Annotated in this window: 21 protein-coding genes; 1 reads left to right on the top strand and 20 read right to left on the bottom strand. The window is 42.0% G+C overall.

Translation table 11 applies throughout. The features are described from left to right. Positions 1–69: 69 nt before the first annotated feature. The 13 genes from JXR81_08855 to tmk all read right to left on the bottom strand — a co-directional run bounded on the left by JXR81_08855 (position 70) and on the right by tmk (position 13,387). Positions 70–1,326, bottom strand: a complete 1,257-nt coding sequence (locus JXR81_08855; protein MBN2754952.1) for a hypothetical protein — start codon at positions 1,324–1,326, stop codon at positions 70–72. A 15-nt stretch (positions 1,327–1,341) separates the two neighbouring features. Next, positions 1,342–2,217: an acetyl-CoA carboxylase carboxyltransferase subunit beta gene (locus JXR81_08850; protein ID MBN2754951.1), complete on the bottom strand. Its 876-nt coding sequence runs from the start codon at positions 2,215–2,217 to the stop codon at positions 1,342–1,344. 14 nt (positions 2,218–2,231) lie between these two features. Then, positions 2,232–3,938 carry a GAF domain-containing protein gene (locus JXR81_08845; protein ID MBN2754950.1) on the bottom strand — a complete coding sequence of 569 codons (1,707 nt, stop codon included), beginning with the start codon at positions 3,936–3,938 and terminating at the stop codon, positions 2,232–2,234. Positions 3,939–3,970: 32 nt separating this feature from the next. Continuing rightward, the gene (locus JXR81_08840; GenBank protein ID MBN2754949.1) at positions 3,971–4,747 is read right to left on the bottom strand and encodes a tryptophan synthase subunit alpha; all 777 of its coding nucleotides are present in this window, start codon (positions 4,745–4,747) and stop codon (positions 3,971–3,973) included. A gap of 1 nt (position 4,748) precedes the next feature. Then, positions 4,749–5,930 (bottom strand): tryptophan synthase subunit beta, encoded by a 1,182-nt coding sequence (gene trpB / locus JXR81_08835; protein MBN2754948.1) that lies wholly within the window; start codon positions 5,928–5,930, stop codon positions 4,749–4,751. Between the two features lie 56 nt (positions 5,931–5,986). Then, positions 5,987–6,610, bottom strand: a complete 624-nt coding sequence (locus JXR81_08830; protein MBN2754947.1) for a phosphoribosylanthranilate isomerase — start codon at positions 6,608–6,610, stop codon at positions 5,987–5,989. A gap of 56 nt (positions 6,611–6,666) precedes the next feature. Next, positions 6,667–7,470 (bottom strand): indole-3-glycerol phosphate synthase TrpC, encoded by an 804-nt coding sequence (gene trpC / locus JXR81_08825; GenBank protein ID MBN2754946.1) that lies wholly within the window; start codon positions 7,468–7,470, stop codon positions 6,667–6,669. 20 nt (positions 7,471–7,490) lie between these two features. Beyond that, positions 7,491–8,504, bottom strand: coding sequence for an anthranilate phosphoribosyltransferase (trpD, locus tag JXR81_08820; GenBank protein ID MBN2754945.1), 1,014 nt, complete (start codon positions 8,502–8,504; stop codon positions 7,491–7,493). 12 nt (positions 8,505–8,516) lie between these two features. Beyond that, complete coding sequence (locus JXR81_08815) at positions 8,517–9,272, bottom strand: TatD family hydrolase (protein MBN2754944.1); 756 nt, start codon at positions 9,270–9,272, stop codon at positions 8,517–8,519. Between the two features lie 33 nt (positions 9,273–9,305). Beyond that, a complete protein-coding gene (gene metG, locus JXR81_08810) occupies positions 9,306–10,883 on the bottom strand; it encodes a methionine--tRNA ligase (protein ID MBN2754943.1) in 1,578 nt (525 codons plus the stop codon). Positions 10,884–10,978: 95 nt separating this feature from the next. After that, a complete protein-coding gene (locus tag JXR81_08805) occupies positions 10,979–11,704 on the bottom strand; it encodes a hypothetical protein (protein ID MBN2754942.1) in 726 nt (241 codons plus the stop codon). After that, positions 11,697–12,764, bottom strand: coding sequence for a hypothetical protein (locus tag JXR81_08800; GenBank protein MBN2754941.1), 1,068 nt, complete (start codon positions 12,762–12,764; stop codon positions 11,697–11,699). The genes JXR81_08805 and JXR81_08800 overlap by 8 nt, the downstream gene beginning before the upstream one ends. Then, positions 12,764–13,387, bottom strand: coding sequence for a dTMP kinase (tmk, locus tag JXR81_08795; protein ID MBN2754940.1), 624 nt, complete (start codon positions 13,385–13,387; stop codon positions 12,764–12,766). The genes JXR81_08800 and tmk overlap by 1 nt, the downstream gene beginning before the upstream one ends. A 143-nt stretch (positions 13,388–13,530) precedes the next feature. On the opposite strand from tmk, the gene JXR81_08790 reads away from it, so the two are divergent. After that, complete coding sequence (locus tag JXR81_08790) at positions 13,531–13,896, top strand: hypothetical protein (GenBank protein MBN2754939.1); 366 nt, start codon at positions 13,531–13,533, stop codon at positions 13,894–13,896. A gap of 256 nt (positions 13,897–14,152) precedes the next feature. Here JXR81_08790 and JXR81_08785 read toward each other — a convergent pair whose 3' ends face one another. The 7 genes from JXR81_08785 to JXR81_08755 all read right to left on the bottom strand — a co-directional run bounded on the left by JXR81_08785 (position 14,153) and on the right by JXR81_08755 (position 19,565). After that, on the bottom strand, positions 14,153–15,373 hold the full coding sequence (locus JXR81_08785) for a hypothetical protein (protein ID MBN2754938.1): 1,221 nt from the start codon (positions 15,371–15,373) through the stop codon (positions 14,153–14,155). 43 nt (positions 15,374–15,416) lie between these two features. Beyond that, on the bottom strand, positions 15,417–16,097 hold the full coding sequence (locus tag JXR81_08780) for a hypothetical protein (GenBank protein ID MBN2754937.1): 681 nt from the start codon (positions 16,095–16,097) through the stop codon (positions 15,417–15,419). Between the two features lie 25 nt (positions 16,098–16,122). Further along, the gene (locus JXR81_08775) at positions 16,123–16,635 is read right to left on the bottom strand and encodes a hypothetical protein (protein MBN2754936.1); all 513 of its coding nucleotides are present in this window, start codon (positions 16,633–16,635) and stop codon (positions 16,123–16,125) included. A 67-nt stretch (positions 16,636–16,702) separates the two neighbouring features. Continuing rightward, positions 16,703–17,635, bottom strand: a complete 933-nt coding sequence (locus JXR81_08770; GenBank protein MBN2754935.1) for a DnaJ domain-containing protein — start codon at positions 17,633–17,635, stop codon at positions 16,703–16,705. Between the two features lie 26 nt (positions 17,636–17,661). Next, positions 17,662–18,105 (bottom strand): DUF3795 domain-containing protein, encoded by a 444-nt coding sequence (locus JXR81_08765; GenBank protein ID MBN2754934.1) that lies wholly within the window; start codon positions 18,103–18,105, stop codon positions 17,662–17,664. 17 nt (positions 18,106–18,122) lie between these two features. Continuing rightward, on the bottom strand, positions 18,123–19,103 hold the full coding sequence (locus JXR81_08760; protein ID MBN2754933.1) for a hypothetical protein: 981 nt from the start codon (positions 19,101–19,103) through the stop codon (positions 18,123–18,125). Between the two features lie 15 nt (positions 19,104–19,118). After that, positions 19,119–19,565 carry a zinc ribbon domain-containing protein gene (locus tag JXR81_08755; GenBank protein MBN2754932.1) on the bottom strand — a complete coding sequence of 149 codons (447 nt, stop codon included), beginning with the start codon at positions 19,563–19,565 and terminating at the stop codon, positions 19,119–19,121. Between the last annotated feature and the right edge of the window lie 53 nt (positions 19,566–19,618).

Raw genomic sequence — 19,618 nt, 5'->3', positions numbered from 1 at the left:
GTCGTTCTCACAAACAACATAATAACACAAGTGAGCAGTGGGACTTTTTGTTACTTCAAATGTTGCACTTCATCTTACAATTTTTATCAAGAATTTCCCGGCCAGGTAAAACGACCCGCCTATTACAATCACTCCCCTGCCTTTTATCTTACGCGCAAGGGCAAGGGCTTTTTTATTGTCCGGTTCAAGGTATGATTTAAATCCGGCTTTATCCGCAAGTTTTTTTATTACGGCAGGACTTTCCGCCCTTTCGTTGTCAATTGAGGTTATGACAAGCTGAACATCTCTATACTTTTTAATACTCCGCAAAATAGACTTTATGTCTTTATCTTTTAACGCGGAGAATATATAAGTTACTTTGCCGGCGCTCATTTTTGCAAGCGCGCCAAACACGGAATCAGCCGCTTCCGGATTATGCGCCACGCTTACAAAAGTATCTTTTGATATCTTCTGCAGCCTGCCCGATACCTTTACCCTTTCAAGCGCTTTTACCGCCTTCTTCATATCAATATTTACATCCATGCTTTTAATTATATCTGCCGCGGCAAGAGCAATAGCCGCGTTTTGCGCCATAACATCTTCATGCATTGAAAGTTTAAGTTTAAGCGAGTGTTTATTTTTAACGTCCCGCAGCGCGGCCGTTAAACCGGAATTATTATGTTTTGTATTTTCAACTTTAAAATAATCCTCCGGAAAAAAAGCCATTTCCCCAAAACGTTTCTTTACATGCTTTCTTAAGTTATTACCTTTAAGGTTAAACAGCCCGGCACCTTTCACAATCGCTTCTTTTTCTTTAAGGATTTTAATCTTTGTATTTCCAAGAAGCTGCGTGTGTTCAAGCGATACAGATGTTATTACAGAGAGCAGTTTTGCGGCATAATTGACGTTTGTCGCGTCATATCTTCCGCCTAACCCCGCTTCAATTACAGCAAGTTCCACCCCGCACTCCCTGAATACAAGAAATGCCAGCACGGTCATAAATTCAAAGTAAGTAAGATACGTGGAATTTTTCTTAACGGTTTTTTTCAGCAGATTTACATTTTTTAGCAGCACATTTTCCGGAGCAGTTTTGCCGTTTACGGCAATCCTTTCCCTGAAATTATTGATATGAGGCGACGTGTATAATCCTGTTTTGAATTCAGAAGCCCTGAATATCGCTTCTATAAACGCGGCGGTTGACCCCTTGCCGTTGCTGCCGGCTATGTGAATTACCCCAAAAGCGTCCTGCGGGTTATCCAGTGATGACAGAATAGCCTTTATTCTGCCAAGCGAATAATCAAATTTGAATTCATTAAGCGATGAAATATAGCCGTCAATATCCGTCATTTTATAATAAGGTTTTTAAGAAACCTTTTTGCCTTTATACCTTTTGGCGTCCATAAATTTTGAAAGAGCCAGATGAATTGTATTTTTCATGTCTTTTCTCTCTGTAATTATGTCTATCATGCCGTGTTCCAGAAGGAATTCAGAACGCTGGAAACCTTCCGGCAGTTTCTGTCTTATAGTCTGCTCTATTACCCTGGGCCCGGCAAACATAATAAGCGCTTCGGGTTCCGCTATATTTAAATCCCCAAGCATTGCAAAAGACGCGGTTACTCCGCCGCCTGTAGGGTCTGTCATTACCGATATAAAAGGAAGCCCTGCGTCTGATACCCTTGACAGTGCCGCCGAAATCTTTGCCATCTGCATAAGCGATATAATACCTTCCTGCATCCTTGCCCCGCCGCCTGATGCCGACACTATAATTACGGGCAGCTTTTTTTCCACCGCGGTCTCGCATAAAGAAGTAAGCCTTTCACCCATTACCGAACCCAATGAACCGCCCATAAAAGAAAAATCCGTGACTCCCAGCGCAACGTTCATGTCATTCATTTTTCCGGTTCCGGTTATTACCGAATCAGTAAGCCCGGTTGCCTTCTTTGCCTTTTCAAGTTTATCCTTATACTGCGGGAACGAAAGATAATCCACAGTCTGAACGTCTTCAAACAATAATTTAAAGGTGCCGCTGTCTATAAGCATTTCCACGCGTTCTTTAGCCGTTACCCTTTTGTGCTGGCCGCACTTGGGGCATACGCTTAAGTTGTCCGAAAGTTCTTTTTTCAGCACTATGGAATCACAGCGGTCGCACTTTACCCACATGCCTTCCGGTATCTTTGTCTCTTTTTTCTCCACGTTCCTTATAATTGTGTATTTAGGCCTGTGAAACCATGCTGCCATTTTAAATTCTCCTTTTACTTTTTAACTTTTTTTGAAAAATATTTTTTAATCGCTTTTATCGCCACAGGCACAATCTCCGGATCAAACTGAGTTCCGGAACAGTGCTGTATTTCCTGAACACAGGTTTCAAGCGGAAGCCCTTTTCTGTAAGGCCTGTCCGTCAGCATCGCATCAAGCGTATCGGCAATACTTATTATCCTTGAATGCATGGGTATATCTTCACCCACAAGGCCCGCCGGATATCCATTGCCGTCAAACCTTTCATGATGATGCCTGATTACAGGCAGAATGTCCTTCAGCTGCGGTATGGGTTCAAGTATATTCGCGCCTTCATCCGGATGTTTTTTTATTTCAAGAAATTCCTGTTCTGTAAGTTTTGATGGTTTTCTTAATATACTTTCATTAACGCCGATTTTTCCTATATCGTGAAACAAAGCTGCAATTTTTAACTCTTTTAATTCCACATCCGGAATACCAAGTGCTTTTCCTATTTCCATGCTGTATGTGGTGACGCCGTCGGAATGATGCCTTGTATAGTTATCTTTCTTATCAATAGTTTCCGCAAGGCATTTGACGGTGTTCATAAACATATTCTGCGTTTCCGTATAAAGTTTTGCGTTTTCAATAGCTACGGCTGCCTGATTGGCAAGCGCTTCAAGCAGGTTTTTATCGTCTTCGTTGAAAAAATCCCCGCCCTTTTTATTCATTACTTCCATTACGCCCACAAGTTTCTGTTTTGTCTTAAGAGGCACGGCAATGATAGACCGCGTCTTAAATGATGTTTTTTCATCCGCTTTTTTGAAAAATCTGGGGTCATTCTGCGCGTCTGCCACCAGAACAGACCGGTCTTCCCTTGCCACCCATCCCGCAATTCCTTCGCCTATAGGAACCCTTATATTTTTAATCGTATCTTTCTGTGCCCCTGTCGCTGACGCAAAAACCAGTTCATCCTTTTCAAGCAGAAGAATTGAACCCGCTTCCGCTTCAAGCATATGGGTGGAAGCGGCAAGCATTTTATCAAGCAGAATATCCAGTTCAAGCGTTGAATTCACGTATTCGGTTATACCCATAAGGTGTTCAAGCCGTTCAATTTTTTCCTTGTTATCGGTCAGCAATCCCGCGTTTTTTACAATAGCGGAAATATACGGCGTAAAAATAAGAAGTGTTTCAAGGTCCCTGTTGTCAAACGCCTGCCCTTTTTTCTTATTCAGCATCTCTATAACGCCAAGAATATCGTGATCAAATTTAAGCGGCGCGCACATAATATTGCGGGTTTTATATTTTAAATTTTTATCAAAACGGCCGGAGTGCCGTTTATCTGATGCCGCGTCAGGCGTAATTATAGGTTTGCCTGTCTGCGCCACCCAGCCGGCGACGCCTTCGCCTATGGCAAGCTTAAACTTTTTTATCTGGGATGCTTTGCCGCCTTTGGCAGAGGCAAAATACAGCGCGTTTGTATGTTTTTCCACAAGCAGTATGGACCCGGCTTCGCTTGAGGTGGCATCCATAACAGTTGTCAAAAATCTGTCCAAAATCTCGCTAAGTTTAAAGTCCTTGGCTGTTATTTCGGATATTGCCTGCAGGATATTAACCTGTTTCTGCAGGACAGTAATTTCCGCGCGCAGCCTGTCGACTTCAGATACACCCTTGGATGCATTGACAGCCGGCTTTTTTAACTTTACACTCTCATACTTGTTTGTTTTCTTTCTTTTATTCGGCATCCGTTTCCTCAATTTTTTATCAAACTAAGAAATCAAACATTTAGGAATTTTTTCACAAACATCTCTGCTTTTTTCAACAGTATACTCTTATTTCTGCCGTATTTTTCACAAAGCGAAACAAAAGCGCTTCCAATTATTACTCCGTCTGCCGTTTTAAGGATTTCTTTAGCCTGCGATGGTTCCGAAATACCAAAACCCGCAAAAACCGGTAATTTTGAAAGTTTTTTCAAATACTTAAGCAGTTCAAACCCGACAATACTGCTTTTTGTGCTGCCGGTTACGCCTTTCTGAAGGATATAATACACAAAACCGCTGCTTTTTTCCACAATTTTTTTGGCACGCTCTCTTGTATTTGACGGTGCCGCCAGGTAAACAAGGTTAAAACCGCGCTTTTTAGCGTAAGAATAGAACTTTGGCTCCTCGTCAAAAGGTAAATCCGGGATAATTGCCCCGTCTAATCCCGCTTTTAACGCGCTGTCTACAAATTTTTCCGGCCCAAAGTGATATATAAGGTTATAATATGTCATTGCCGCTATGGGTATTTCTATCCCTTTTTCCCTTACCCTTTTAACAATGTCCAGGCAGTCTTTTACGGTAACGCCCCGATTTAAAGCCCTTTCGCCCGCTTTTTGAATAACAATCCCGTCCGCAATAGGGTCAGAAAAAGGTATGCCAAGTTCCACAAGTGAAACTCCGCTTCGTGCCAGGGTTATTATTAAATCTTCAGTTTCTTTTATTCCCGGATCACCCGCCATTAAATAAATAACAATTTTTTTGCCTTTAGACTTTAACATCTCCATCCTGTTCATATTATTTACCCCCTTTTATAAGGGAATAGACTGTGTTAATGTCTTTGTCGCCCCTGCCTGAAACATTTACAATAACAATATCTTTTTTCTTAAGCTTCATCTTTTCAAGATAGGCGCAGGCGTGCGAAGATTCAAGCGCCGGAATTATTCCCTCTTCACGGCACATCATCTTAAACCCTTCAAGCGCTTCTTTATCTGTTATCGCGTCAAACCTTGCGCGTTTTGTCTTTGAAAGGTAGCTTAGTTCCGGCCCCACGCCCGGATAATCCAGTCCCGCGGACACTGAATGAGTCTCTGTTATCTGCCCGTGTTCCGTCTGAAGCACATATGTCTTGGCGCCATGCAATATACCCACTTCATTATTCACAATACTTGCGGCGTGTTTTCCGGTTTTAAGCCCAAGGCCTCCGGCTTCCACTCCTATAAGTTTTACATTTTTATCATTAATAAAAGGATAAAAAAGCCCCATGGCGTTTGAACCGCCGCCCACGCACGCCACCAGATAATCCGGAAGCCTGCCTTCAGCTTCAAGTATCTGCTTGCGTGCTTCCTTTCCAATAACAGACTGAAAATCCCTTACCATCATGGGATACGGATGAAAACCTGAAACAGTTCCTATTATATAAAACGTATTATCCACGTTCTTCAACCAGTCGCGGGTGGCTTCGTTAAGCGCGTCTTTTAAAGTTTTGCTGCCGGAAGTAACGGGAATTACGCGCGCGCCAAGCAGTTCCATCCTGAAAACATTTAACGACTGCCTTTTAATATCCTCTTCGCCCATGTAAACATCACATTCGCAGTTAAAAAGCGCGGCCACCGTGGCTGTAGCCACACCGTGCTGGCCCGCGCCGGTTTCCGCTATTATCCTCTTTTTACCCATGCGTTTTGCAAGCAGTATCTGCCCTATTGTGTTGTTAATCTTGTGCGCGCCGGTATGATTTAAATCTTCACGTTTCAGATATATTTTCGCGCCAAAACGTTTGGAAAGTTTCCCCGCAAAATATAAAGGCGAAGGCCTGCCCACATAAAACTTTAAATAGTAATCAAATTCACGTTTAAACGACGGGTCTTTCTTTGCTTTCTCATAATTTCTTTCAAGGTCATCCAAAAGCGCCCTTAATGTTTCAGGCGCGAACTTGCCGCCAAAATCTCCAAAAAAACCTTTGTTATCGGGTATACGCATCTTATGCTCCATTAATTTTATTTTTTCAGGTTATAGGATAAACACAGGAATGGCTTTCACCATCGGGCTTTATTGACATTATTAAAAAACAGTTTTAACTTTGACGGGTCTTTTCTGCCTTTTGTTTTTTCCACGCCCGACGATACGTCAAGTCCGTATGGTTTTATTATCCCGGCTATTGTTCCTGCTGTTTCCGGCTTTATACCGCCCGCTATAAAAAAAGGCGCGCTTATTTTTTTCAGCATTGTCCAGTCAAACCGCTTTCCCGTTCCGCCGTGAAGCGCCGGATCATACGTATCAAAAAGAAAACAATCAACGTGATTAATATATTTTTTTACCTGAGACGCGGTGTAAGCTTCGTCTTTGGCTTTTATAACCTTTAATATTTTAGCGTTTTTTATTTTTTTCAGACATGACAGGCTTACTTCGCCGTGTACCTGGGCTATATCAAGCCCCAGCAAAGAGACAGTTCTGTTAATTTTAGCGCCGTCAGGTTCCACGAAAACCCCGGCTTTAAAGGTGAATGGTTTAAGTTTCTTAATAATTTCAAGGGCCTGCTTTTCGCTTACTTTTCTTGGGCTTTCGGCAAAAATAAAACCGATAATATCCGCGCCAAGCGATTCGGCAAGAATAGCATCTTTAAGGTTTGTAATACCGCATATTTTAACTTTCGGCCTCATGTTGCCCCCGGATATATTTACCGCAGATGTTTAAGCCCTGTCTGCATTGCCTGCCGCTAATTTCCGTACTTATTAAGGATCTGCCCGGCCAGGTCTTTTATCTGTTTTTCGCCCTTAGCTTTCATAAACATAGTGCCTATAAGGACACCTTTTATTTTTGCGTCCACCATTATTTCGTCCACATCTTCAGGGGTGTTTATTCCGCTTTCGCACATAACAAATTTATCCTTGGGTACGTATTTCACAAGCGTTTTTATTCTTGCAAGGTTAATCTTAAATGTTTTTAAATCCCTTGTATTAATACCTATAATTTCCGCCCCTGCCGCGGCCGCTTTCTTTATTTCCTCTTTTGAAATACATTCAACAACAGGCGTAACGTTCAGAAACCTGGCTTTTCTGATAAAAGAAGCAAGCTCCCTTTTTTCAAGTATGGCAGCTATAAGCAGAATAGCATCCGCCCTTGCCGCGCGCGTTTCGTATATCTGATATTCATCTATGACAAAATCTTTCCTTAAAACAGGCATAGAACAGTGTTTTTTTGCTTCTTTTATATATTCAAGGCTGCCGTCAAAAAACTTTTTATCCGTCACTATAGACAGGGCTTTTATACCCGATTTTTCATATATCTGGACAATATTTTTTATATTAACACTGCCTTTTATAACGCCTTTTGAAGGCGACTTTTTCTTAATCTCGCCCACAATAGTAAAATCATTATTCTCAAATACATCCCTGAAATTACGGTTAGCCGGCAGTTTCATTATTTCGGCAAGAAGCGCGCTCATTGGCGTCTTTTTCTTTGCCGCAGCCACTTCCTGTTTCTTATGTTTTACTATCTTGCTAAGTATGTTCCCCGCCATTATCCACCTCTTATTTTTTCTTATTTATTGCTGTACTCTACAAGCTGTTTTAACTTATCCGCGGCACGGCCGGAATCTATGGCTTCTTTTGCCATTATTACACCGTCTTTTATGGTTTGCGCCGCATCAGCCGTGTACAGGGCTATTGCGCTATTATACACTATTATACGGTAATAAGCGTCTTTTCTTTTGCCCGCAAAAACCTCTGACATAATTACCGCGTTCTCTTCCGGGGAATTGCCCCTGACTTCCTGCTGTGTGCACGGTTCAATCCCGAACTCTTCCGCGTTTATGGAATAAGTGGTTATCCTGCCGTCTTTTAATTCAGCCACTGAAGTATTACCCCATAATATGGCTTCATCAACGTTGCCGTCGCCGCATATTACAAGAGAATGCACGTTGCCCATATTTTTTAAAACTGCCGCTATCTTTTCAGTAAGCGACCCCGCGTAAACCCCCATAAGGTGGTGCGTATTGCGCGCCGGATTAATAATTGGGCCCAAAACATTAAATATGTTTCTTATGCCTATTTCGCGCCTTACCGGCGCCGCGTATTTCATAGCCATATGGCATCCCGGCGCAAACAGAAAGCCGATACCAATATTTTCAATACTGTTTTTTATATTTTCATGGCTTGCGTCCACATTAACGCCAAGCGCTTTTAAAACATCGGCGCTGCCGCTTTTGCTGGTTAAAGCCCTGTTTCCATGCTTGGCTACGGTTACGCCGCAGGCGGCAGCCACAACAGATACAGCCGTAGATATGTTAAAAGTCTCCGCATAATCGCCGCCGGTGCCGCACGTATCAAGTATTATTTCCTTATCAATTTTAATATTATGGGCCTTTGACCTCATTACCATTGCCGCGGCTGAAATTTCTTCCACGGTTTCGCCTTTCATCTTTAACGCGGTTAAAAACGCGGCTATCTGCACTTCGCTTGACTTTCCTGTCATCATTATTTCCATAGCTTCTTTCATCTCCTGCGGCGTAAGATTTTCACGGTCCGCAGCTTTCTTAATATATGGCTTTAACATAATTTCTCCTTTTTAAATACCAAGCACCCTGCATGCGGTTGCCGTGGTTATCCTTATAACTTCCTTAACATCCATACCTTTAATTTCCGCAAGCTTTTCCGCAATAACCGGGATGTATGAAGCTTCGTTCCTCTGCCCACGGAATTTCTGAGGAGCAAGCCACGGCGCGTCTGTTTCAAGCACTATACTTTCAATGGGAATCTGTTTTACCGCATCCCTTAAAACCGAAGAATTGGGGAATGTGATTACCCCGCCTATCCCGAAAACATAACCTAAATCCATAAATTTCTTTGCTGCTTCATAATCAGCCGAGAAACAGTGTATAATTCCCGCTCTCTTTACCCTGTTGGCCGCAAGAATTTCAATAACTTCACTATGCGCGTCTCTGCTGTGAATAATTACCGGCTTTTCAAATTCCCGCGCAAGCAAAATAAGTTTTTCAAATCCCGCTTTTTGAACCGCCCTGTCCACCGTACTTTTGTAATAATCAAGGCCTATTTCGCCTACTGCCGCTATTCTGTCATTTGCGGCCAGATAACCTTTTAATTCATTTATTATTTCTTCATTTAAAACATCCACGTAGTGCGGGTGAAGCCCTATGGCAGCCCAAACCCCTTCTTCTTTAAAAACCGCAACTTTTCTTGTTTCTTCAATTTCGGCGCCGATATTTAAAAATTTATTTACACCCGCCTGCCTTGCCCTTTGAAGCATTTCTTTGCGGTCTGTATCATACTTTTCATCGCATATATGAATATGGGTATCAATCATTTAAAATTAAATCATAAGTTTTGGCTGTAAGGTTTAACCCTTGGCCTTTGACTTTAGATTTTTCTCCTTTTCTTCTTCGCTCTGAATACGCGGGAACAGCGGGTCGCCTTTTGCCACTTTTGTCCCCTCTTTTAAAAGCCCAAACTGCATCTCTTTTTCCAGGTCAAGGGATTTCATGTCGTATGTCACTCCAAGCTTGACCCATATTTTTTCCGCGGTTGCCGGCATTACAGGCGCAATTGCCAGCGACGTAAGCCTTATGGCTTCCAGCAGCAGATGAAGGACATTTTCAAGCTCTTTTTTCTGCCCGTTTTTAAACAGGTTCCACGGCGCCGACTGATCTATAAGTTTGTTGGACATACCAATTATTTTCCAAACAGATTTTATAGCATCTGAAAAATTCATTTTTTCCATGTAGCTTTCATATTTTTTCCACAGCGCTTTTTCTTCGGATGCAACCAGTTTCATATTATCATCAGCGGCACTTTCGTCATATATACCGGATAGCCCTTCGCTGTATTTTTCCACCATATTAAGCGACCGGTTAATTAAATTGCCAAGGTCATTGGCAAGATTTGTGTTAAAACTTAACTTTATCGCGTCTTCATTAAAATCGCCGTCTTCGCCGTTAACCACATCGGCGGCAAAATAATATCTTATGGCTTCCGCGCCGTACTTTTGCGCCATTTCTACAGGGTCAACCACATTACCGCGCGACTTGCTCATTTTTTCGCCTTTGTTTAAAAGAAAGCCATGTCCAAAAACTTTTGCCGGCAGTTCCAGCCCCGCGGACATAAGCATTATAGGCCAAATTATACAATGGAACTTGGTAATATCCTTGCCTATTATATGAACATCTGCAGGCCAGTACTTCTTAAATTTTGCGTCATCAGTGGCAAAACCCGCGGATGTTATGTAATTTATCAGCGCGTCAAACCAGACATATACAGTCTGTGACGGGTCTACCGGAAGCGGAATGCCCCAGTTAATACCCGGCCTGGATACGCTTATATCCCTGAATCCCGATTTTAACATTGCCAGAATTTCGTTTTTTCTTGTGGCAGGCTCAATAAAACCCGGATTGTCTTCTATATGTTTTAAAAGCCTGTCCGTATATTTTGTTATTTTAATAAAGTAATTTTCTTCCGTTATAAGGTCGGCCTTAACTTTATGCGTGGGGCAGCAGTTGTCTTCCGTAAGGTCAGTCTTATTGTAAAAAGCTTCGCACGATTTGCAGTACCACCCTTCATATTTGCCCTTGTAAATATCACCCGCGTCATAAATGCGCTTAAACAGTTCGGCAACAGACTTGTGATGGCGTTCTTCTGTGGTCTGAATAAAATCGGTAATTGAAATGTTATACAGCGCGCAGAGTTCCTTATAAGCCACAACCATTTCATCACAATACTCTTTTGGATCCTTGTTTAATTCCTTTGCTTTTGCCTGCACATTTAAGCTGTGTTCATCGGTGCCGGTGCAGAAAGCCACGTCATATCCGCGCAGCCTTTTATAACGCGCCATAATATCCGTCACCACTTTTTCATAAGCGTGCCCGGCGTGAGGTTTGGAATTGGCATAATCTATGGCAGTTGTAATATAAAACTTTTTCATTTATCCTCCGTTTTTATCGTGAACTTCCGCCCCGCAAATAAAAAAATACCGCCCCGTTTTACGGCGTTTATTTAAGGGTGTTCATCATAAGCGTTTTAGCTTACGTCAGCTTCAGCGTCATCAAGTTTTTTTATCTCTTTTGTGTCAACGCCGGCATCATAGTATTGGACAACAGGCCTTACCGGCGAATCGTATTTTTCATATGCCAGGCAGCATAAAAGCCTGCCGCACACGCCGGATATTTTGGTTGGATTAAGCGGCAGCCCCTGAACTTTAGCCATTTTAATTGTTATGGGAGAAAACGATTTAAGGTACTGTTTGCAGCAGCACACCCTTCCACAGATGCCAACGCCGCCTATCTTCTTGGCGTATTCCCTGCGGCTTATCTGCCTTAGTTCAATTTTTACGCGCAGTGTCTTAACAAGGTCCTTTAAAAGTTCCCTGAAATCCACCCTGTTTTCCGCTACAAAAAAGAACACAACTTTTTTAAGGTCATCGGTATAATTAACTTCCGTAAGTTTCATCGGAAGCTTTCTTCCTTCAATCCTCTTTGCGCAGAACTCTTTTGCTTTCTCTTCCATTCTGGCTTTCTTCTGCTCGAATATTTCCTGCTTGTCTGTCAGATATTTAACAACCCTTCTGACAGGCGCGTAAAGTTTATCCGGCTCTATATAGAAATTAGCAAGCGACACTTCCGCTTCCCGTTCGCCGTCTATGGTTTCCACCAGGCACTTTTCGCCTTTTTCAAGGTGAAGTTTGCTTGGATTATAATAATATATCTTTTCGTCATCCTTAAACTTTATCCCTACAATTTCAATCATTTCGTAAACCTTCCTTTCGAATGCCGAAAAACAGCCCTGAAAATAAAAGACCCGTGTTGGCGTTTGCCATCAGGTCACGCTGTGCCGACTCTATAAGCCCTATTATATTAACAAGCTTTTTTTCGCTTAATTCACGGATTTCCGAAGAATTAATGGAATACTTCTGTTTTAATACATCCTTTACGCCGGCCTTTGCCAGCATTAAATCCTTATAAATATATGATAATATCTTCAAAATATCAAGGAAAAAAACCCTTGTGTTGCCGTCTTTATCCTCTTTTTTGGCTTTTTTAGCGGTTTCAAGCTCCTGCACCTTTAGAAATATCCCTTCTATATTGTCTGTTTTCCCCGAAATCACCTTTGCAATACCCGCGGCAGCAGCCACCTTTTCTTTTATTCCCTCGTAATCAAAAGCATCCCCTATTTTGCCTTCGCAGAAAAGCACCGCTTCTTCAAGTTTTTCCCCGGTAAGTTCAGGTTTAACTACTTTCAGTTTAGCCCTTATTTCCTGAACAGGCGCCCGTTTAATTTCCACCCTGTGGCACCTGGAAATTATGGTGGGAAGCAGTTTTTCCTGGTTATTCACAATAAGGATTATTACCGCGTTTTCATTGGGTTCTTCCAGTTCCTTCAAGATGGCATTGGAAGCCACGTTATTCATCTTTTCCGCGTCATTCATGATAACAATTTTCTTTTTAAGTTTTATAGCCCTGTAAGCGTTTATTTCCTGAAGCTTGTCCAGTACCATGTCAATTACAATATTGGCTTTTTCGGTATTTATATACAGCACATCCGGATGCGGGTTTAACTGCATGCCGTCCTCATCAAGCGCCGAAAAGACCCTGTCTAACAGTTTGCAGCTGGAGCACGCGTCACAGCAGTCGGAATCCGGCATGGGATTTTCGCAGTTTAATGCCTTTGCAAACTGTATCGCGGAATATTTTTTTCCGGTATTTTCCTCGCCCGCAAAAATATATGAAGTGCCTGTTTTGGGGGATTTCACATAAGAAAGCAGTGACGTCTTGGCAAGTCCATTGCCGGCGATATCTTTAATGGCCATTAATATGCCCTCTTTTTGCAGAGCAGTTTTATAGTTTCATCAAAAATTTCTTCTTTTGATTTACCGTCCGTCTTTATAAGGTAAATAGACTTATTTTTGGCGGCTTCTGCCAGATAACCGGCCCTTACTTTCTTATGAAAAGCCGCAGCTTCAGCGTCTAACCTGTCGTGTTTTTCCCTTTTACTCATTCTTTTTTTCGCTTCTGACGCCGACACATCAAAAACCACAGTCATAAAAACCTTTACGCCTTTGGCCACATAACCGTTCAGCATCTTTATCTGTTTTTTATCCAGCCCGCGCGCGTAACCCTGATAAACAAGCGTGGACAGGCTGAAACGGTCAAGTATTACGGTAGTGCCGCCGTCTAAAAGCGGTTTTAATTTTTCTTCTATTATCTGCGCCCTGCTGGCTATGTACAGCAAAAGTTCCGTCTTTTTGGTCATTGCCTTATGGGCAGGGTCAAGAATTATGGAGCGTATTTTTTCCGATATTGCGTTTCCGCCCGGCTCCCTTAAAAGCACGGCTTTGACATCATTATTCTGTAAATAATCAAAAACCATCTCTGCCTGGGTTGACTTACCGCACCCTTCCGGCCCTTCAAAAACAATAAGCTTCCCTTTCATAAACTCTCCTGTTTCCTGTTGTTTCATATTTTATTATTTAAGAGTATATCACGGTTGCAGAATATTTTAAACCCGTGAAATAATTGGTTTGGATGCCGGTTAAAAATGTTATATAATCAAAGCATAAAATAACAGGAGCGATAATGGCGATAGTTAACTGTTCAAGATGCGGTAAGGTTTTCAGCCCGGAAAAGATTACTTATATATGCCCGGATTGTATGGTGCTGGAAGCCAAAGACTTGAAAACAGTTACTGATTACCTTAGAAGCTTCCCTCTTGCCAATGTCATGGAAGTGTCCAACAGGACAGGCGTTGACCCTATGCAGATACTTCGCTTTGTCAAATCCGGAAGCCTGCGTATGACAGACCCGCCCGAGCAGTTAAAATGCCGGTTGTGCGGCAAGGAACTGAAAAAAGGCACCCTGTGCCAGGACTGCATGGATAAAGTATCAGAAATGAAAGAACGCGAGAAAAAAAGGGATAAGAATATACATAGGAACAGGAGATAAGATAGACGCTTGGATGCTTAGAGGCTTGGACGCTTGGAGGGACGGAAGGTCGGAGGGTCGGTTTAGACCTGGTAGACGCGGGTCTTTAGCCCGCGGTAGTTGGTTTTCATTGCATATATAATCAAATTTATCCGTTAAAAATAATCAAAGACGCGCGCCCTAAAAGGATGCGGCTACCAAACATTAAAACAAACAAAAAACAATACGAAACGTTTTTATTTATTGGATATGGGTTAAAAGTTTATGGGATAGTCTTTTAATATACTATTTCAAACAACGACGGCGAAAGCCAATACCCAAGCAGTGCTCCGCCTACGGCGGCGTATGACGCGTCCTGCGGTGTTCCTAATATTAAAACAAGCCCGCCTGCTGCAGCTGCGGTTATGACTGATGCTGTGGAAACAAAACCATTCTTTAAATGGCTTCGCATTGCGTCTTTTGTTTTTAAATTCTGGTCAAATATGAAACTTTCAACCCCTATTGTTTTATCCGATAAATTATCTTTTATCACGCTTTCTGCCGGAGATACGGCAGTCCCCTGTTTTTCATATGCTATAGAAGCGGAAACCCGCACAGATAAAAACAGCTGATTTCTCAGCGGATTCATGACAATACTGTCATTATAATTATACGATGCAGCAATAAAAAAATTATTAAAAACGGCTATTTGTACCTGCCCTCCCCACAATCCTTCATAAAAATACTCTTCAGAATACGAACCTGCTATTTTCAAAGCCAGGTCATTTTCAAACTTAAATAATGCCGCAGCACTAATATACGACATTCCCGCGCCAAGCCCCCTGTTGTATACATCAGCCATTCCTTCCGCTGACAGTTCAATAAAATCAGCCGGCATAATCCTGTCCCATATCACACCCGCTTTCAACGTGTCATAAAATCCGTAATATGAAATTACAGGGCCTATTCTTCCGGCGCGCCCGGTTTCAAACAGTTTTATAAAATTTAGATCTGTCAGATTGCCGGAAAAATTTACCGATGCCATAAGGTCAAACCCATAAAAATTAGCGTGAACAAACCCGGCATCATCCGAATTTTCATCAAGTATCCATCCAAGCGCTCCCCTGAATACCTGATTGCCGGCTCTTACGCCGATAAGATACTGCCTGCTTTCAGTAATATAACCGGGTTTCCCGGCATCCGCCCTTAAATATACAGGGGAAAAGAAAATGCCTCCTTTATATTCCCTGTTTTTTAAAGGCTCCCAGAAGATAAAAGCGGAAGTAGGGCCGATATAATTATCATAAGCGCTGATTTCATTACCTTTAAAGGCGGTAAAATCAGCAAGAAACAGAAGATTATTCTTTTCAATTAATTCATCCGCGGACGCAAATGACAAAAATATCGGCCGGTGGACATTATCAGCCAGAAGATAAGCATAATTAAAAGGCACGCTTCCCGCGTATGAAACACAGGATAATATTGTAATAATAATTAAAGTTAAAGTTAATTTTTTCATATTTAGATTTTAACAGGCATAAATTATTTACACAAGCATATTTCTATTTCACCTGTACGCCGCGCCTGTATATTTTCTTTGCCGTCACTTTTCCGTCTTTATCATATTCTTCCCAAAGCCCTTCCTTAAGGCCGTTTTTATATGATCCTTTCTCCTTTATTTCTCCCGTCTTATACAGGCATTTCCAGCTGCCTTCAGCTTTATCTTTTAGAAAAATACCTTCCTCTTTTACTTCCCCGCTTTCATAAGTACACGACCAGAACCCTTCTTTTTCGCCCAGCCTGTATGTGGTCTTTTTTTCAACCAGCCCGCTTAAATAATAATTTTTCCACTCACCGTCTCTTTTGCCTTTAACATAAGCGCCTTCTTCTTTTACTTCTCCGGTTTCAAAATAATACTTTGCCGGCCCCGAAAGTATTCCGTCATTATAAAACAGGACCGCTTTAATCCCTCCGTTTTCAAAATATTCCTGAGACTCGCCGTTTTTTATGCCTTTTCTGTAAATGTGCCTTGCCTTGGGTTTATTACCTTCAAAATACTCCGTAACAAGGCCTTCTATTAATATTCCATCCTTTAAAACTTCACCATTTTCACCGTAAGAATAAGTGGCAATGACTTTGCCATTCTCATAGAAAATTTCCCTGCCTATTTCTGTCTTAAGGGTAATGGACGTACAGGAAGCCAGTAATAAAGCGGCAATCAACACAACAAAAGTTTTTTTCATATTTTCCCCCGATAAAACGTTTTATTCAAAACTTAATATTATCAAAAAGCAGCTGCAAAGCTTTGGTCTTGGTTTTTTCAACAAACTGATTGGCCAGCGTTTTTTCAAGGCCTCCCTTGGAGACGCACATGAAAGTTATTCCGGCGGCGGATAACGTTGACATAACATCGCTTAATTCCGGTACCACATCCGCTTTTAAAGCCAGTTTATTATTTGAAACCGCGAGTATAAAGGAAACATCCGCTTTAACCCCTTTACTTTTTATTAAAGGAACTCCAAACGCGGATCCGCAGTCGCACTGTTCCGGATTAATGGACATCTTCACAGGAGCGGTGGTAATAGTCCCGGCTGCGGCATCAGACCCCTGAATATTATAACCAAGCATGGGCATTATTTTAAGCGCGGCTTTAAAAATATAATCCGAACCGCCGGGAATCTGCTGTTCAAACAGCGTGGGCTGTATCTGCGGTTTTATGTACATTGAAGCACAGGATGTAAGAAAAAATGACGCAATCACCAATACCAGTACTTTTTTCATCTAATCCTCCGGTTAAAATTAACTGATTTTACTTATTATATCAGCCAAATACTTTATTATCAATTTATTAAGGCCTTTTTATTAAAAGCGAATACGCGGCATTAACCGCTTTTATCATCTCATCATTTTTCTTGGGGCCCGCAGAATCAGGGTGGTGCTTTTTTGCAAGTTTTCTGTAGGCGCTTTTAATCTCGTGCTTCGTGGCGCCCTGTTTAAGCCCCAATATTAAGTACGCCTTTTTAACAGCCTCATCAAGGTCTTTTTGTATTATCTGCCCGGACTGCTTTCGTTTTTCATATTCACTCTTAATTCCCAGCTGTTCCTTATAAATAAAGAATCCTGAAACAAAAGCCATTCCCAGATAAATAACAGAATTTGTATGGCGGCCGGTAATCAGAAATATAATTGATGTCACAAGGGCAAATACCGCCGCCACAATATAGTTTTTTCGCAGTAAGAAAAAGCCGTAAAGCAATATTGTCGTCGCCCACATAAGGACAGCGCTTAATTTTAAGTTTTTTTCATAAGCAGGATTAATTTCCTTTGCTTTCTCAAGGTAGTATTGCGCCCTTTCCCTGTCTTTAAGGGCGGAGTATACATGATTAAGTTTAATATAGGCGTCGTAACTTTCCGGATTTATAAGGACCGCGCTTTCAAATTCCTTTGCCGCCATCTGCTTTTCCCCGGCTTTAAACAATACCACGCCAAGCCCGTAATGCGCGTCAAAAGAATTGACATCCATATTTATAGACTGCAGATAATAGTCCTCTGCAGCGTCCAGAAGCCCCCTTTTTTCGCTTACCTGCCCCAGAAGCAATGGCAGCTGCGGGTCATTTGGAAATTCCGCCCACATTGCCGCTAACATTGTTTCCGCCGCCCTGTACTCTTTTTGTTGTATGAACGCCTTTGCTTTGGTTATTTCTTCAAAAGGAGCGCCAGCAGCATACAATGAACCAACCGCATGCATAACAATCAACATTAACATAAATACTTTTTTCACTTAATTACCCCGTTTTTATAGGTTTTTTACTGCGGACCCGCGCCTATCTTAAATTTTCCCGTAAAATATTTATTTCTGATTTTTTTTACTTCCGCTGCCCACGCCTCTATTCCCCTGTTCTTTATCATTATAAGGTTATACACTTTCAGATTATGCGGAAATTTTTCAGCGCCTTCAGCAAGCGGCTGAAGCTTTACACAGGGAAACTCCGCGCATTCATAGCAAAAATCAACGCCCTTTTCTTTCGCGCATTTTAAAGTCGCACAACTGCCCATTAACATTTTGCATCCGTCTTTTCTGCAGCCCTTACAGCTTAACTTATCGGCATCGGCGCCGCGCGCCGCAAACGACGCTTTTCTGTCTTCCGGCATTGTCCGGAAAAATTCATGTATATTCGTATGAAAAAACTCGCAATTAAAACAGTCTATTCCGCATACAGCCGTTGTTTCCTTAAGTTCCTGCGCGTTCATATTATCCTCCTGCATAATTACTCCTTGTATTCTTTCCCAATCTCTTCATAAAACTTCTTTAATTTACCGTCAAGGCGTTCGTCCTGCGCTTTGAATATATCATCCATACTCACGCCAAGAGTCCTGCTTATCGCGCCCATTATTCTGGCGCCCGTCTTCATGTACTTATCCATTTCCGCCTTAATAGCGGCGGCGTCTTCGGTATTTATGTTTTCTTCCACCAGTTTCTTCAGCCCGCTGTCATCACTGTAAAGTATCCTTAAAAGCGCGGTCGCCACTTCTTTAATTGCGGGTAATTTGTTGTTCATATAAGCCTGAATCTCTATAAGCTTTTCCAGCGAATTCTTGCGTATATCCACAGCCGCATTTTCAAGATCTTTAATCGCTGACGCAACCGCTATTTCCGGGTCAATCTTGGCAAGCGCTTCAAAACCGCTTGCGTATTCAGCCGCGTCAGCCCCAAACTTATGCATCGCGTCAATTATCTGCGGTACCGCTTTTTTTGCCTTTATAGACATTTTACCAAGCGCCAGATAAGCCGCCTGCCTGGCTTTTGACGAACCTTCATTAAGATATGATGCTATTTTTTCCGCCATCTCTTCTTCTGCCGGCTGCGCGTTATTTATAAAGTCATTTATCGTGGCTGTAATTGTCAGTTTTGTATTTACCGCAAGCGCTTTTATAAGCGATGGTATCACATAAGAACCTGCCCCGTTATCCGCAAGCGACTTGATAATCCGCATCTGGGTATCAGCATCACCTTCTTTTTCAAGCTGCGCGGCAGTCATTAAAAGCACTTCTTTTTTTTCATCGGAGCTTAAAGTTTCAAACTGCTTTTCAGCCATAAGTTTTACATCAGCGTCATAGGAATAAAGCCTCTGATGAATCGGTTTTAACGGCTCCGCGACAGGCGCAACACCCGCGCAGGAAACAAGGATTAAAACAGAAAACAATAAGATAAACATATTAATCAGGGATTTATTTAAAATTGACGGCATTATTCCCTCCGGAAGTTAATATTTAGGTTTTTTCGGCCCGTCCTTTTTAAGGTCCATGGCCTGTTTATAGACATTTATCCTTGGGTCAACAGGAGCGGAGTCCTGCTTTTTTACCTTTTGTTTTTTTTCCGTTTTTTCCCATTTATCCCCCGGTCCTTCTTTAAGAAGCTCCCTTATAACAGCGGAACGCAGCATCCTGTTAAGTTTGTCTTTTTCTTCCCTTTCGCGCTTTAATTTTTCTTCCCTTTTACGCGCCTCGGGCGATAATGTTATATGCCTGTATTCTTCCGGAGTTATTTCAATAAACGGCTCTTCTCCTATAGGGTTTTCATCATCCTGTTTTCTCGCAGTAATATTCCGTTCCGGTTTAACCGCTTCCGGTAACGCGGCAAGCGAACCCCCGCATAATCTGCAGAACTTTGAATCCTCTTCCACCTGTTTCCCGCAATGCCTGCAGTACATTCATTTCCTCCATTTAGCAATATTCATGACACATCACCGCGTCTAAAAGTGCG

The sequence above is a fragment of the Candidatus Goldiibacteriota bacterium genome, from assembly GCA_016937715.1.
Lineage (GTDB): Bacteria > Oederibacteriota > PGYV01 > PGYV01 > PGYV01 > PGYV01.
This window is presented reverse-complemented; position numbering and strand designations above follow the sequence as displayed.

What these genes read in the sequence shown, in the direction of transcription:
- JXR81_08855 (MBN2754952.1), bottom strand. Translation starts at nt 1,326, where the DNA reads ATGACGGATATTGACGGCTATATTTCATCGCTTAATGAATTCAAATTT.
- JXR81_08850 (MBN2754951.1), bottom strand. Translation starts at nt 2,217, where the DNA reads ATGGCAGCATGGTTTCACAGGCCTAAATACACAATTATAAGGAACGTG.
- JXR81_08845 (MBN2754950.1), bottom strand. Translation starts at nt 3,938, where the DNA reads ATGCCGAATAAAAGAAAGAAAACAAACAAGTATGAGAGTGTAAAGTTA.
- JXR81_08840 (MBN2754949.1), bottom strand. Translation starts at nt 4,747, where the DNA reads ATGAACAGGATGGAGATGTTAAAGTCTAAAGGCAAAAAAATTGTTATT.
- trpB (MBN2754948.1), bottom strand. Translation starts at nt 5,930, where the DNA reads ATGCGTATACCCGATAACAAAGGTTTTTTTGGAGATTTTGGCGGCAAG.
- JXR81_08830 (MBN2754947.1), bottom strand. Translation starts at nt 6,610, where the DNA reads ATGAGGCCGAAAGTTAAAATATGCGGTATTACAAACCTTAAAGATGCT.
- trpC (MBN2754946.1), bottom strand. Translation starts at nt 7,470, where the DNA reads ATGGCGGGGAACATACTTAGCAAGATAGTAAAACATAAGAAACAGGAA.
- trpD (MBN2754945.1), bottom strand. Translation starts at nt 8,504, where the DNA reads ATGTTAAAGCCATATATTAAGAAAGCTGCGGACCGTGAAAATCTTACG.
- JXR81_08815 (MBN2754944.1), bottom strand. Translation starts at nt 9,272, where the DNA reads ATGATTGATACCCATATTCATATATGCGATGAAAAGTATGATACAGAC.
- metG (MBN2754943.1), bottom strand. Translation starts at nt 10,883, where the DNA reads ATGAAAAAGTTTTATATTACAACTGCCATAGATTATGCCAATTCCAAA.
- JXR81_08805 (MBN2754942.1), bottom strand. Translation starts at nt 11,704, where the DNA reads ATGATTGAAATTGTAGGGATAAAGTTTAAGGATGACGAAAAGATATAT.
- JXR81_08800 (MBN2754941.1), bottom strand. Translation starts at nt 12,764, where the DNA reads ATGGCCATTAAAGATATCGCCGGCAATGGACTTGCCAAGACGTCACTG.
- tmk (MBN2754940.1), bottom strand. Translation starts at nt 13,387, where the DNA reads ATGAAAGGGAAGCTTATTGTTTTTGAAGGGCCGGAAGGGTGCGGTAAG.
- JXR81_08790 (MBN2754939.1), top strand. Translation starts at nt 13,531, where the DNA reads ATGGCGATAGTTAACTGTTCAAGATGCGGTAAGGTTTTCAGCCCGGAA.
- JXR81_08785 (MBN2754938.1), bottom strand. Translation starts at nt 15,373, where the DNA reads ATGAAAAAATTAACTTTAACTTTAATTATTATTACAATATTATCCTGT.
- JXR81_08780 (MBN2754937.1), bottom strand. Translation starts at nt 16,097, where the DNA reads ATGAAAAAAACTTTTGTTGTGTTGATTGCCGCTTTATTACTGGCTTCC.
- JXR81_08775 (MBN2754936.1), bottom strand. Translation starts at nt 16,635, where the DNA reads ATGAAAAAAGTACTGGTATTGGTGATTGCGTCATTTTTTCTTACATCC.
- JXR81_08765 (MBN2754934.1), bottom strand. Translation starts at nt 18,105, where the DNA reads ATGAACGCGCAGGAACTTAAGGAAACAACGGCTGTATGCGGAATAGAC.
- JXR81_08760 (MBN2754933.1), bottom strand. Translation starts at nt 19,103, where the DNA reads ATGCCGTCAATTTTAAATAAATCCCTGATTAATATGTTTATCTTATTG.
- JXR81_08755 (MBN2754932.1), bottom strand. Translation starts at nt 19,565, where the DNA reads ATGTACTGCAGGCATTGCGGGAAACAGGTGGAAGAGGATTCAAAGTTC.